This window comes from Opitutia bacterium, from assembly GCA_016217545.1.
Lineage (GTDB): Bacteria > Verrucomicrobiota > Verrucomicrobiia > Opitutales > Opitutaceae > Didemnitutus.
Genome location: JACRHT010000012.1, coordinates 669,924 through 684,103, shown reverse-complemented (window position 1 = coordinate 684,103; position 14,180 = coordinate 669,924). Strand labels below are relative to the sequence as shown.

Below are 14,180 nucleotides of genomic sequence, written 5' to 3'. Positions count from 1 at the left end.
GCGGTATTTCATGGGCTAAATCACTTCTTCGGCGGCGTGAACCCGATCGGGATCAGCACGCGCACCGCCACCGCTTCGCCACCGCGCATCGGCGGCTCGAACACCCACTGGCTCACTGCTGTCGCCGCCGCCCAGCCGAACTCCGGCTGCGTCGCCGACAACACCCGCGGCAACCGCGCCCGGCCGTCGCGATCGATGATGAACTCGATGTCCGCCTTCCCGCTCGCCGCCGACTCCACCAGCGCGCTCGGATAAACGGGAAACCCGCGCCAGACGACCGCCAGCGGACGATCGAGGCCCTTCGCCGCAGGCACGCCCCCGCCGCCCGGCGCCAACGCGTCCGCGAGCCGCTTCAACGCGCCTTCCGCCGGACGCGCGAAGCTCCACGTCACCGCGACTTTCACCGGCACGCGCGCCCCGCCTTGCATCGCCGGGCGGAACGTCCACCCATCGACCGCCGCCACGAGCGCCGCGCCGAACTCCGGCGCGGAACACGACGTGAGCGCGAGGGCCGTGGCCACGCCGCGCGCGTCGACCGTGAACGCCACCTCCGCCGTGCCCTCCTCGCCCGCGAGCAGTTTTTCCAGCGGGAAAACCGGCTCTGTGATCACGAAAGGCTCCGGCAACACTTCCGGCTCCGCGTCGACGACGCGAATGCCGTTCGCCGCGAGAATTTCCGCGCGGTTCGCACCGACGCTGACGAATTCCGCCGGCGCCTCCATCTCCGATGGGATCGCCAGCAAACCCTGCCGCGCCGGCTCGAACGTCCACGTGCGCGACACGCGCAGCGCTTCCGCCACCAACGCCGCGTGCGACGCCCACAGCACGCGCGTGCCGGAGATCTTGCCGTCGGCGCCGAGTTGGATCCGCAGATCGACGCGGCCGGGCAACTTGCGCGGATCGAGCTCCTCCGGGTAGTCCGGATCGATCGCATTGACGATCTTGGCCGCCTTGCGCTTCGCCGGCGTCGGCCACAGGCGCTCGGGCGGCAGCGCGCCGGGCGCGATCTTCTCCTTCGGCGCCAGTCGAAACTCCACCGGTCCGACCAGACCGAACGGCACCGGCTTGCCCTCATCGAGGCCCGGCTTGAAACGCCACTGGCGCACGGCCGCGAGCGCCGCTTCGTCGAACACCGCGTTGTCCGAGTGCGCCACGCGCGCCTCGGTCACGACGCCGTGCTCGTCCACGAGCATGTCCACGATGACGCGCCCTTCCAATTTGGTGGCGCGCGCCGCTTCCGGGTAGACGGGCGGCACCCAGGCACGGAGCAACGGATCTCCCGTCACCGCGAGCGCGGCGTCGACGGCCACAGGCGCATCGGCGCCGGAAGCCGGCAGAGAAAGACAAGCGAGGCAGAACGCGACAAATCGCGGAGCAAACCGGAGACGAGAGGTCATGCGTGCGCTCGGCCCAAAGCGCGTGCGCCACCGTAGTGGGCCGGTCCGCGCTGGCAAGTCCCGCGCCGTCGACCCGGCACGTTCAGGATGGCGTCGCTTGCGAAACCGGAGGAAGATCGCCGCCGTCAATCTCCTCCAGCCATGCCTTGGGTCCGGTCTGTTACCGTCGCGGTCCTGTTGTTCACCGGCGTCGAGCTGCGCGCTCGCGGCTTCTTCAATTTGCTCCTCGGGCGACGCGACCTCGAGGTCATCACCGTCACCGACATGACTCCCGCGGGCAAAAAGATGCCCGCCGCCTCGAAGGATCACCCGCAATACTACGTCGGCGTCAGCCTCGGCTTCCGCGATCTCGGCGCGACCATGGGCGGCATCAAGGAACCGCCCCCGTCGGATGCGCTCCGCTTCATCGCGGCGGAACTCGCCAAACAAGGCTACCTGCCCGCCACGCCCAAATCCCCGCCGCCGACGCTCGTGCTCGCTTACACCTGGGGCACGCTCAACGCCGACCTCGACCGGCGCGACCCCGACCTCCCCGGCACCGTCCGCAACCGCCCCCAAATCGTGCGCTTCCTCGGCGGCGCGAAGGTCGGCCTGACCCGGGATTTCTTCGATCCGCTCACCGCACCCGCCACCGGCCTCATGACGATGAGTTACGACGCGAAGAACCTCTACGAGATCGCGCAGGAGGATTTCTACGTCATCGTCGTCAGCGCCTACGACCTCGCGGCGCTGAAGGACAAACAGAAGCGCCTGCTCTGGATGACGCGCATCGCCACTCCATCGCTGGGCTTCGCCCTCGACGAATCCATGCCCGCGATGCTCGCGATCGCCGGCCCGCACCTCGGCCGCGAGACCGAGCGCCCCGTCTGGATGTCGGCCTCGGAGAAATTCAAACCGAACGTGAAGCTCGGCGAATTGCAGCTCGTCGAATACCTCGGCGACTCGCCGCTCGAAGTGCTCGATCATTCCAAGGACGCCAAGAAACCGAAGCGCTGAACCAAGCGATCGCCCCCTGCCCCATGCGCGCCTCCCTCCAAACCCTCGCCGGAAAACTCGCCCCGCTCTGCCTCGCCGCCGTGGCTCCACTCGTCGCGCACGCTGGCCTGTTCGATTTCACCCGCCCCCCGCGCAACCTCGACGTCTACACCGTCACCGACACGACGGAGAGCGGCCGCGCCTGCCCCGCGCCCACGCCGCAACAGCCGCAATACTACCGCGCCGTCAGCCTCGGCCACCGCGACATCGGTGCCGCCATCGCCGGCGATCCCACGCTCCCGGAAGACGTCGCCGTGCAAATCATCGCGCGCGAACTCGCCAAACTCGGCTACCTCCCCGCCTCTGAAAAAACGCCTCCGCCCACGCTCGTCCTCGTGTTCGCCTGGGGCACGCTCAACGCCGACATCCGCCCGTCGATGACCCGCGGCTTCCCGAGCGCGCAAACGAACCGCCAGCAGATCGTCCGTTTCCTCGGCGGCGAGAAACTCGGCATCACGAAGGATAACTACAACGGCAGCCTGATGCCGTCGTCGTTCTCCATGCGGCTGATGGATCACGAGGCGCGGGATTTCTACGCCGCCGGCACCGACAGCTACTACATCGCCGTCGTCACCGCCTACGATCTCGCCGCGATGGAGCGCAACCCGACCGTGTCGCTCGACCACCTCTGGATCACGCGCATCGCCTGTCCGACCAACGGCGTGACGCTGCCCGACGTGCTGCCCGCCATGCTCGCCATCGCCGGCCCGCACCTCGGCCGCGAAACCCCGCGCCCGGTGCGCACGGTCACGCCCTTCGGCCGGCAGGGCACGGTGAGCTACGGCGAATTGCAGGTCGTCGAATACCTCGGCAACTCCTCCCCGGAAGCGCGCGACCGCTCCGGTCGCTCGGCGCATCCCGCCCCGAAGAAAAATTAGCGCGCCGCGACCGGCGCAGCGCGCGCGGACGCATTCGCTTCTTCAGGCAACCTTTCGCGGACGCGCGGGTCGCAGCGTGTCCTACACCACTAGCTATGAAGCGTTTTTCCGCGGCGTCCGTCGCCAGCGTCCCATTCACCCGCGCCCGCGTGGCGCGCGGCCTTTTTCTCGGCGGCGTCGCGCTGCTCGCATTCGCCTTGGGCGGCTGCCAAACCGCCACCGCCGACGGCGCCGCAGCCGACTCCGGCGCCGGCACAGCGGGCCGCGACACCGGCCGCCCGACCGTGGTCTTCGAAGCGGGCCTGGGCGACGGCGCCTCGGTCTGGAGCCAAGTCGCACCCGCCATCGCGAACGACACGCGCATCTACACCTACAGCCGGCGCGGCTACGGCGTGAGCCTGCCCGCTCTCGGCGACCGTAGCGGCGCACGCGCCATCGAGGAACTGCGCGAGCGCCTGCGCGCCGAGGGGCTGCGTCCGCCCTACGTGCTCGTCGGCCACTCGCTCGGCGGGCTCTACGTGCACTTGTTCGCCAAACTCCATCCCGACGAAGTCGCCGGCCTCGTGCTGGTCGATCCCACGCCGCCCGACCACACCACGAACATGAAAGCCGAGCAGCCCGCGCAATACGCCCTGCTGCAAACCATCCGCACGCTCCAAGTCGCCACGACCGGCGGAGCCGAGTTCCGCTCGCTCCCCGAGACTTCGCGCCAATGGCACGCCGCCCCCACGCCGCCCTGCCCGGCCATCCTGCTCTCTGCCCAACAGCCGCAAATGGGCGAGTCCGCCGCATTCGTGGCCTTCAAAGTCCGCCATCAGCGCGAACTCGTCGCCGGCACGCCGAGCACGCAATTCCGCCTCGTGCCCGACAGCGGACACTACATCCAAAAAGAGCGCCCCGCTCTCGTGATCGCCGCCATCCGCGAAATCCTCACGCAAACCGCAACCGCGCAAAAGTAGCCGCGACCGCGGGGTGCGCTTGGCGCCGTGCGCTGACCGACAGCGGCATTGACCGCCCTCGGCGCGCCGGCTTTGTTGGCCGACCGCTCGTCACATCCAGTGCAGGGCGGAAATCATCACCATGTCCACCAGCTCCACCGAAAACCCGAATCTCATGGAAGCCCTCGTGTCGCTCGCGAAGCGCCGCGGCTTCATCTACCAGTCGTCCGAAATCTACGGCGGCCTCAACGGATTCTTCGACTACGGTCCGCTCGGCGTGGAGCTCAAGCGCAACATCCGCGAATGCTGGTGGCGCGACATGGTGCACCGCCGCGACGACGTCGTCGGCATCGAGACCTCGATCATCATGCACCCGAAAGTCTGGGAAGCCTCCGGCCACGTCGCCGGCTTCACCGACCCGCTCGTCGACTGCAAGGTGAGCAAGCAGCGCTACCGCGCGGATCAGTTGTTTTATGCCCGAGTCGAACAATGGGTGCCGTTGGTCACGCCCGATCCATTTAATGAGCCGGGTAAGCCGGTGAACTTGGAGGTCAAAGAAGAGCGCATTCTCGTGGGCTACGTGTCACATCTAGAAGAATCTGACACTGAGGGGAAACTGTTCGAGGCCGCCCAAAAACTCGCGAAGTCGCGCAAGTTCGCCGGCGCAGTTGTCAAACTCGCCGATCTGAACATGCCGACGTTTATCTCGGGTGGTCGGTCCGTCTGGGTCGTCTTGCCTGCGAAGGAGTTCACCGAAGCCACCGAGGCCGAGATCCCGCTCATCCCGTCGCCCGCTACCGGCGAACCCGGCAGCCTCACGCCGCCGCGCGCCTTCAACATGATGTTCGAAACGAACGTCGGCGCGCTCAAGGACGCTTCGTCCGTCGCCTACCTCCGCCCCGAGACCGCACAGGGCATGTTCGTCGATTTCAAGAACGTCGTCGACACGACGCGCGTGAAACTCCCCTTCGGCATCGCGCAAATCGGCAAGTCGTTCCGCAACGAGATCACGCCGCGCAACTTCATCTTCCGCTCCCGCGAATTCGAGCAGATGGAGATGGAATACTTCATCCACCCCGACGCCGACTGGCTCGCCTGCCACGAAGAGTGGCTCAAGTGGTGTCAGGACTGGCTGAAGTCGATCGGCCTGCCCGAGTCGCACCTCTCGCTGCACGAGCACCCGAAGGAGAAACTCGCGTTCTACTCGCGCCGCACGGTGGACATCATGTTCAAGTATCCGTTCGGCGTGCAGGAACTCTGGGGCATCGCCGCGCGTTCCGACTACGATCTCCAGCAGCACCAGAAATTCTCCGGCGTGCCGCAGGTGTTCTTCGACGAAGCCGCGAAGGCCAAGGTCGTCCCGCACGTCATCGAGCCCGCGGTCGGTGTTGATCGCATCTTCCTCGCCGTGCTCGCGTCGGCCTACGCCGTCGAGGACGTGAAGGACGAGAAGGGCAACGTCGAGCAACGCACCGTGCTCCGCCTCTCCCCGCGCATCGCGCCGACGAAGGTCGCCGTGCTCCCGCTCCTCAAGAACAAGGACGTCCTCACGACCCGCGCCAAGGCCCTCTACACGAAACTCAAGAAGCGCTACGCCGTGCAATACGACGACGGCGGCGCCATCGGCAAACGCTACCGCCGCCAGGACGAAGCCGGCACGCCGTGGTGCGTGACGATCGACTTCGACACCATCGAAAAGCCCGGCGACACCTTCACCCTCCGCGAGCGCGACAGCATGAGCCAGAAGCGCATCACGGAAGCGGAGCTCTTCGCGCTCCTCGAAGAGCAAGTCTACTGAGCCACGCTTTCGGTAGGGGCCGTTGCCCTCAACGGCCCTTTTCAGCACGCCTCGCAGGGCCGGTCTCCGACCGGCCCTTTTCGTTTATCGCCGCCCGACCCCAATAAGTTCGCGGCGTGGCGCGCTTACTTGAGCGTCGCGAGGTCGATCACGAAGCGGTATTTCACGTCGCTCTTCAGCATCCGTTCGTAGGCTTCGTTGATCTGGTCCATGCGGATCATTTCGATGTCGGCCGTGATTCCGTGCTGACCGCAGAAATCGAGCATCTCCTGCGTCTCCGGAATACCGCCGATCATCGAGCCCGAGAGGCTGCGCCGACCCATGATCAACGGAAACGCGGCCACCGGCAACGGATGCTCCGGCGCGCCGACCAGCGTGAGGTTGCCGTCGACCTTCAACATCCCGAGGTAGGCGTTGAGGTCGTGCTGCGCGGACACGCAATCGAGGATGAAATCAAAGCTGCCCGCGTGCGCCTGCATCTCGGCCGCGTTGCTGGAGACGATCACCTCGTGCGCACCGAGGCGGAGCGCGTCGGCCTTCTTGCCGGGCGAGGTCGTGAAGACCACGACGTGCGCACCGAAGGCCCGGGCGAATTTCACGCCCATGTGGCCGAGACCGCCGAGGCCGACGATGCCGACCTTCTGACCGGGGCCGACTTTCCAGTGGCGCAGCGGCGAGTAGGTGGTGATGCCGGCGCAGAGCAGCGGCGCGACCCCGGCGAGGTCGAGGTTCTGCGGGATGCGCAGCGCAAAGTGGTCCTGCACCACGATGTTTTGCGAGTAGCCGCCGAAGGTCGGTCCGCCGATCACCGGCTCGGTCGCCATGTAGGTGCCGACCATCGTGGGCGAAAACTGCTCGTTGCCCGCGCGACAATGCGGACAGCTCAGATCACCGCCGACCATGCAGCCGACGCCGGCGAGATCGCCTACTTTCATTTTCGTGACCTTGGGGCCGACCTTGGTGACGCGGCCGACGATTTCGTGGCCGGGCACGGCGGGATAGACGGTGTATTTCCACTCGTTGCGCGCGAAGTGGATGTCGGAGTGGCAGACGCCGCAGTAGAGAATCTCGATCTGGACGTCGTTGTCGGTCGGCTCGCGGCGATCGATGAGCGCGGGCGCAAGCGGTGACTGTGCGGAAGTGGCGGAGTAGGCTTTTACTTTGTAGGCGACAGGTTTCATGGGCGAGGCGCGGAGAATGACGCGGTGGTTTAGCGGTCGATGAGGCGTTGCACGGCCTCGGGATAGCGCGCGCCGTGGACGGCGATGCAATCGGACGCCGCGGTGAGCTCGCGCAAATCCGCGACGGTGAGTTCGAGGGACGCGGCGCGGAGATTCTCCTCGAGTCGGTCGAGCCGGGTCGTGCCCGGGATGGGCACAATCCACGGACGCTGCGCGAGCAGCCAGGCGAGCGCGACTTGCGCGGGCGTGGCGCGGGCGCGATCGGCAAAGGTCTGCAAAATATCGGCCAAGGCCTGGTTCAGCTTCAACGCCTCCTCGGTGAACCGCGGCAGACGGCTGCGAAAATCCGTGGCGTCGAACTTGGTGGCGGCATTGATTGCCCCCGTGAGGTAACCCTTGCCGAGTGGGCTGAAGGGCACGAAGCCGATGCCGAGCTCCGCCAGCACGGGCATGATCTCTGCCTCCGGCTCGCGCCACCAGAGCGAGTATTCGCTTTGCAGCGCCGCGACGGGCTGGACGGCGTGCGCACGGCGGATCGTGCGGACGCCCGCCTCCGACAAGCCGAAGTGGCGAACCTTGCCGGCCTGGATCAACTCTTTGACGGCGCCAGCCACATCCTCGATCGGCACGTCCGGATCGACGCGGTGCTGGTAGAACAAATCGATCACATCCGTGCGCAGGCGCTTCAGCGATGCGTCCGCGACGCGGCGGATGTTGTCGGGGCGGCTGTTGAGCTGCGGCGAACCGCGCGGATCGGTGCCGGCGGCGAAACCAAATTTCGTGGCGATCACGACGCGGTCGCGCACCGGCGCGAGCGCTTCGCCGACCAGTTCCTCGTTGGTGTAGGGTCCGTAGATCTCGGCCGTGTCGAAGAAGGTCACGCCGCGATCGACCGCGGCGCGCAGCAGCGCAATCATCTCGCCGCGATCCTTGGGCGGTCCGTAGGAGAAACTCATGCCCATGCAGCCGAGGCCAAGAGCGGATACGTTCAGGCCGCGGGCCAGCGTGCGCTGCGGGAGTCGCGAAAGGGGTTCAGTAGTCATGCCGTCATCCTATCTCTTCGCGCCCGATCCGTCGCCCAACCCCTTGCGCGACCTGTCATGATTTTGCGCGAAAGCGCGCGTGCCGTCAGCGCCGACGGCGATATTCGCTGGGCGTCAGGCCGGTCTCGCGCCGGAAGAGCTGGGCGAAACGGCTCGGGTTGCGGTAGCCCACCTCGAGCGCGATTTCGATGATGCTGCGGTCGGTCTCGCGCAGGAGCCGGCGCGCGGTGTTGAGGCGCAAGTCGAGTTGGTAGCGCGACGGCGAGCGCCCGGTGGCCGCCTTGAAGAGCCGGCTGAAGTGAAACTTGCTCAGCTGCGCCTGCGCCGCGAGGCGCTCGAGGCTGAAGTCCTCGGCGAGGTTTCGCGCCATCGCCGCGGTGATTTGCTTCAGTTTGAAGCCCGGCAACGACGGCGCCGTCCCGCGCGGGTCGTCGATCGCCTCTGCGTAGTGGCGCGCGAGGTGGATCGCGATGACCTCGCCGAGCCCGCGAATCAGGATCGGGCTGCCGGTCTTGCGCAGCAATTCCTCGCGCAGGCGCACCATGTAGAAATCCAGCGTCTCGTCCGTGAACGCCGAGAGGTCGCGCAACCGCGCCCGCGGCGCATCGGCCCCGAAGACCTCCTCGAACGCGCTTTTCAGCAGCGGCAGTTCGATGAAGACCGCCAGCGTGTCGAACACTTCGCGCCCCACGGAGCGCCAGCGGCACTCGTAGGCGTCCCCGCCGTTGGTCAGGAAAAACGAGCCGCGCCGCAACCGACAGGCTTTCCACGGGCCGCCCGTCTCGCGCTCCTCGAAGACCACGTCGCCGGAATAGGTCCACGCCAGGAATGGCTCGTTCACGGCCGGAATCATGCGTCCGTCGCACACGCGCGGCGGCAGGATGCTCCACGCCTTGACGCCCTGCCACGCGGCGCCCGTTCCCGCCTTCACGCACGTCCCGCCCACGTATTTTTCAAAAGCCTCGATGGAGGTGGACGACGGGACGGGAATCACCCCGCCATTCAACACAGGACCGTGCGAAGAGCCAGCCGTCCGAGTGGTTTTGACGTTTTCGATTCCGAGCCGAGGCCTAATCCGTCCCGCGCTCCAGCTTCTCCCGCAGCTCCGCGATGAGCGCGTTGGCGTCGTGCGCGAGGTCGATCAGGTCCACGAGGATCGGCCCCAGTTGCTCGGGCGTCAGCAGCTTCTCCTCGTGGCAGGACTCGGTCGCGCGCAACGCGTCGTCGAGATACTCGCGCGCCTTTTTCAACTGCACGATCGTCAGCGCACAGAAATCCAGATCCGGCGGCCATCTCCGCCCGTTCAGCGCGACGGCGAGCTTCACGGTCGCCCGCCACACCGCGTGGATCAGCTCCTGCGCCGGGTGCTCCGGGACCGCGTCTTCGGGAATCCATTCCTCCGCTTCCGCCTGCGCACGCCAGGTGTCGAGCAAATCGGTGATGCGCGCCACCAGCGGGTGCTCGTAGGGCTGGTCGTCTTCCGCTTCCGCGTCGGGATGATCCAAATCCTCGTCCGCATCCGGCGCGCGATTGAACTCCTCCAACCATGCCTCGTTCCGCGCGCGCTGCTCCGGCGTCGGCTCCGGCGCGGGATACTCGCGATTCAAGCGCTCGATCTCCTCCTCGAGGATCTTCGCGTGGTCCGCCGCGTCGCCCTCGCGCTCGATGCGCGCCTGCACGCGGTCGTTGAGCAAATCGCTGCGCGCCTGCATCGCGTCGGCCTCCGCCTCCGTCATCGGCTGGCCGGGCCGGCCCGCGGCATCGCCGTGCACGTCGGCCGGGCGCTTCCCCGGATTGTCGCGCGCGCGGTCGTTCAACCACGCCTCCTCCTGCTGCGCCATGTAGCCGTCGCGCGCCGCCGCGTTCGCGTGCTTCTGCCGCTCCTCCTCGGCCGCCGACATTTCCCACGTCGGCTCACCCACGATCTTCAGCTCGAAACCCACGCTCTCGATCACCACGCGCCCGTTGGTTTCGGAAAACCACTCCAGCCGCAGCGCGTTGCCCCAATGCCACGGCACCTCCCGGGCGCCCTCCTCGTCGCCGCGCAGTCCCTCGAAGGGAATGCCCCGCACCTTCACCTTGCGCGAAGCCGTGATGTCGCCGACCTCGCCCGCCTGCCGCGCGGCGAAATTCGCCGGCAAACCCGGCTGCGGCTCGGGATTGACGAATTCCAGCCGCCGCCCCGCCAGATCGCGCCAGCAATCGCCCCGCAGTTCCAGTTCCATCGGCTCCGCGCGTCCGGCGAACCAGATGCGTCCGACCGTGCGCCCGCGCATGCGATTGTCGATCTCGCCCCGGACTACGTGCTGGTCGATGCGCCAAGCCATGCGCGCGCAGTGTGGGGGCGAAACGGTCGCGCGCCAGCCGGTTCTCCCCTCCTTCGCTCCGGCGGTGACGCAGGGGCCGCTTGCCGCCGCGCGGCGCGCGCGTCTCCCTTCCCCGCATGTCCGACGCCTACGCCGCCGCCCGCTCGCTCATCGACGCCGCTCACGCCGCCGATCCTAAACGCGCGGTCGACGGACGCGCCGCGGAACTCGTCTACGCCGAGCGCATGGAGGCGTGGGTCGCGCGCGTCGTGTCCGACGCGTCGCCGCTGCTGCGCCTCGCCGCGCGCTGCCAGCATCTCGAGCGTTGGAGCGTGCCGCGCACGACGTTCCCCGACGGCAAGGTCGGCTACCTGAAGTGGCGCCAATCGCTCTACGTGAAACAAGCCGCGCGCGCGAAGGAGTTGCTGCTCCAAGCCGGAGTCGCCGCCGCCGAGGCGGACGAAGTCTACACGTGGGTCTCGAAGACCGCCCTGAAGACCAACCCCGGCACGCAAGCCCTCGAAGACGCCGCGTGCCTCGTGTTCCTCGAGAACGAGATCGCCGATTTCGCCGCGCAACACGCCGACTACCCGCGCGCGAAGTTCATCGAGATCCTGCGCAAGACCTGGAAAAAAATGAGCCTGCGCGCGCACGACCTCGCGCTCGCCCTGCCGCTCCCCGAAGCCATCGCCGCCCTCGTGCGCGAAGCGCTGGGTGGAACGAGTTGACCCCAACCCGTTCCGCGCGTGTCGAAACCGCCCCGGTAGACGCTTGGAAGTCCTTCAGACCTTCGCCGCAGACTCTATCCAGTCATAGCCGCCCGGCGCGAAGCCCAGCGCCTTGAAGTGGCGTTTCCCGCACGCGATCTTGTCCTGCTCCTCTTTCCCGAGCTTGGCGAAGTTGTCCGTGCACTTCGTCTCGCGCACGAGATACAGCCGCGGCGGCTCTCCCGGCACTTCGCGCACGATGGCCCAGTCGGGATTGTAGTCGCCGACCGGCGTCTCGACGCGGAACCACCACGGCAGCTTCACGAAAAGCTTGATTTCGGTGCGCGCGTCGAGCTGCTCGGCAAATCTCCGCTCCACCGCCGAGTCGAACTCGACGCCGTCGTAGAGTCCGCGCTGCGGTGTGTCCTGGATGCGTTCGAGATACGGCTCCAGCTCCCGGTCGCGGAACCACATCATCTCCCATGACGCTTCGGCGCCGCTGAGCTTCTCGTATTGCACGCCCTGCACTAGCAGCTCGCGTTTCTTCTGCTCGATCTCGCCGGCGGCGAGTTCGACGAATTGCTGCGGGTTCACCAACGCGTCGCCGAGCCGGCCGCTCTGCGCGAGGATCGCGGCGAGTGTCGTGCGCGTCAGCTCGGTGCGCTTCTGCAGCTCGCTCAGCAGATCCGGCACGCGGCGCGGCGCCTCCACGGTCGCCGCCGTGTAGGCCGACTGCACCTGCTCCGCCACGCCTTCGCGCGTGACGCTCACGCTCGCCGAGGTCACCGCGATGCGTCCCTCCGAAATCGTGTCGGGGCGCGCGCGGATCGCCGCTGCCGCCTCGGTGACGAGGCGCGTGGTCTCGTAGGTCACCGAGTAGCGCGTGCGGTGCTTGATGCGTTCCCACAGCGCGAGGAATTCCGGATCGGCGTCCCAGCCTTTGCGCAGCGTCAGTTTCCGGCGCTTGCGCGCGTTGTGCACGAGCTTGGTCTCGAAGCGCACACCGGCGTCGGCGAACTCAGCCTGCAGGCCGCGCGCGAAATCCTCGAATGCCTCGCTGGCCACGAGCGTGAGCCGGTTGAGCGTGGCGTCGTGGCAGCGCGTGCCGTCCTCGCGCACCGGCAGGCGCAGGCCGCGGCCGATGGTCTGCCGACGCTCGCGCTCCGTGCTCATTTCGCGCAGCGAGCAGATTTGAAACACGTTGGGGTTGTCCCAGCCTTCGCGCAGCGCCGAGTGGCTGAAGATGAAGCGCACCGGCTCCTCCAGCGACAGCAGCCGCTCCTTGCCGCGCATGATCAGCTCGAAGGCCGCCTCGTCGGCCTGCGTGCTCTTCTCCTTGGAGTCGATCGCCACGCCGTCGCGCGACGCGAAATAGCCGGCGTGCACCTGCTCCACCGGCGGGAGCGTGAGCGGCGCGAAGCGCGGCATCGCGCGCGCCGCCTCGTATTCCGCGGCGAACCAGCCGCGCACCTTGCCGTCGTCGGCTGCGTAGTGGGCCACGCGGTCGAGGAAGAAGAGCGAGAGCACCTTCATGCGCTGGCCGGCGGGCAGCCGCGCGACGGTCAGCTCTTTTTCAAAGTGCTTCAAAATCGTCTGTCTCACCTGCACGCGCTGGATGGCGTCGTCGAGCACGCCGCTGCCTTCGCCGAGGCCGAGGGAAAACTGGCCGAGGTCGAGCCGCTCGGCACCGGGCGTGGCGTTGATGCCGCGCACGACGAGGCCGGCGTAGAGCGCACGGCCGGTCTTGGCCGCGAGATCGTCGCCGTGTTTCAACGTCACGTCCTTGCGCTGCACGCCGTCGGTGGCGGTCTGCACGTCGAGTTCGACCTTGGCTGTGATGCCGCGCGCGCCGGGGCTGGCTTTCTTGAAGCGCACGTAGGGCCGGTTGAAATCGCCTTCCTCGCGCACGCTGTCCACCTCGATGGCCTTCACGAGCTTCAGCTCGAAGGCGCGCACGGGGTCGAGCTGGTAGAGGAGGTTGTAAACGTTTCTGTGCGTGGCCGAGTAGCGCAGCGTGCAGAGCGGCCCGAGGCTCGCAATGGCCGCGCGGGCGCGCTCGCTTTCGAGGTTCTGCGGCTCGTCGAGCACGACGACCGGATTGGCCGACTGGAGAAACTCGATGGGGCGGCGGCCGCTCAGGCGGTCGTTCGGGTTGTTCAGGATGTTCGTCGTCTTGTCGAAGGCCTGGATGTTGATGACGAGGAGCTGGAGCGCCGGGCTGGTGGCGAAATGCCGCAGCCGTGACACCTGCGCCGAGTCGTAGGTCCACGCCTCGATGGGCACGTTGGCATAGAGCGCGCGGAAGTGGTCGCGCATCAGCTCCACGCTCGTCATCACGCCTTCGCGGATCGCGACGCTCGGCACGACGACGATGAATTTCCGCCAACCGTAGCGCGCGTGCAGCTCGAGGATCGTGCGGAGATAGACGTAGGTCTTGCCCGTGCCCGTCTCCATCTCGACGGAGAAATTCATGCCCGCCCACGGCGCGCCGAGCACGTCGGCGCGCGCGGCCTCGGGATGATCGCGAAAACTCTCCGCCTGCACGCGGCGGACATTGGCCTCGACCTGCGCCTCGGTGAGATCGAGCCGGTTGCCGGCGGCGAGCTCGGTCAAGAGGTCGCCCGCGAGCGCATCCGCCTGCCATTCGAAAGCTCCGCCGGCCGGTCGCTGCCCGGCAAACGCCTCCACCACGGCTCGGATGGCGTGGAGCTGAAAGTCCTGCGCGGGATCGAAGAGGATTTTCATGCGGTCAGGGCCTCAGTCCGTTGAACAGTTGCATTTTGTGCAACAGTTGGATCGCCGGACCCTCGGGGGTTCGAATCCCCCTGTGCCACGTGGCACAATGCCGACTTGATTTTCGAGGTGGTCGTGCCGATAGTGACAGCGGAATTGCCCCC

General features: G+C 67.3%; 11 protein-coding genes. 5 read left to right on the top strand and 6 right to left on the bottom strand.

The genetic code is table 11. From position 1 onward, the window contains the following. Positions 1–20: 20 nt before the first annotated feature. Positions 21–1,397 carry a TonB family protein gene (locus HZA32_09800; GenBank protein ID MBI5424375.1) on the bottom strand — a complete coding sequence of 459 codons (1,377 nt, stop codon included), beginning with the start codon at positions 1,395–1,397 and terminating at the stop codon, positions 21–23. Between the two features lie 141 nt (positions 1,398–1,538). On the opposite strand from HZA32_09800, the gene HZA32_09795 reads away from it, so the two are divergent. From HZA32_09795 to HZA32_09780, 4 genes are all read left to right on the top strand, one after another. After that, a complete protein-coding gene (locus HZA32_09795) occupies positions 1,539–2,393 on the top strand; it encodes a hypothetical protein (protein ID MBI5424374.1) in 855 nt (284 codons plus the stop codon). Between the two features lie 23 nt (positions 2,394–2,416). Continuing rightward, positions 2,417–3,310 carry a hypothetical protein gene (locus HZA32_09790; protein MBI5424373.1) on the top strand — a complete coding sequence of 298 codons (894 nt, stop codon included), beginning with the start codon at positions 2,417–2,419 and terminating at the stop codon, positions 3,308–3,310. 95 nt (positions 3,311–3,405) lie between these two features. Next, entirely contained in the window at positions 3,406–4,269 is an 864-nt protein-coding gene (locus HZA32_09785; GenBank protein MBI5424372.1) for an alpha/beta fold hydrolase, read from the top strand. A 121-nt stretch (positions 4,270–4,390) separates the two neighbouring features. Next, positions 4,391–6,046: a glycine--tRNA ligase gene (locus HZA32_09780; protein MBI5424371.1), complete on the top strand. Its 1,656-nt coding sequence runs from the start codon at positions 4,391–4,393 to the stop codon at positions 6,044–6,046. Between the two features lie 125 nt (positions 6,047–6,171). Here the strand turns inward: HZA32_09780 and HZA32_09775 are convergent, their stop codons facing one another. The 4 genes from HZA32_09775 to HZA32_09760 all read right to left on the bottom strand — a co-directional run bounded on the left by HZA32_09775 (position 6,172) and on the right by HZA32_09760 (position 10,597). After that, positions 6,172–7,227 carry an NAD(P)-dependent alcohol dehydrogenase gene (locus HZA32_09775; protein MBI5424370.1) on the bottom strand — a complete coding sequence of 352 codons (1,056 nt, stop codon included), beginning with the start codon at positions 7,225–7,227 and terminating at the stop codon, positions 6,172–6,174. A gap of 29 nt (positions 7,228–7,256) precedes the next feature. Then, positions 7,257–8,270 (bottom strand): aldo/keto reductase, encoded by a 1,014-nt coding sequence (locus HZA32_09770; GenBank protein ID MBI5424369.1) that lies wholly within the window; start codon positions 8,268–8,270, stop codon positions 7,257–7,259. Between the two features lie 85 nt (positions 8,271–8,355). Next, positions 8,356–9,264, bottom strand: a complete 909-nt coding sequence (locus HZA32_09765) for a helix-turn-helix domain-containing protein (GenBank protein MBI5424368.1) — start codon at positions 9,262–9,264, stop codon at positions 8,356–8,358. Positions 9,265–9,340: 76 nt separating this feature from the next. Then, on the bottom strand, positions 9,341–10,597 hold the full coding sequence (locus HZA32_09760) for a hypothetical protein (protein ID MBI5424367.1): 1,257 nt from the start codon (positions 10,595–10,597) through the stop codon (positions 9,341–9,343). Positions 10,598–10,713: 116 nt separating this feature from the next. Between HZA32_09760 and HZA32_09755 the strand changes: the two genes are divergently transcribed. Beyond that, positions 10,714–11,304, top strand: a complete 591-nt coding sequence (locus HZA32_09755; GenBank protein ID MBI5424366.1) for a DUF4202 domain-containing protein — start codon at positions 10,714–10,716, stop codon at positions 11,302–11,304. A 54-nt stretch (positions 11,305–11,358) separates the two neighbouring features. Here HZA32_09755 and HZA32_09750 read toward each other — a convergent pair whose 3' ends face one another. Next, positions 11,359–14,028, bottom strand: a complete 2,670-nt coding sequence (locus HZA32_09750; protein MBI5424365.1) for a DEAD/DEAH box helicase family protein — start codon at positions 14,026–14,028, stop codon at positions 11,359–11,361. Between the last annotated feature and the right edge of the window lie 152 nt (positions 14,029–14,180).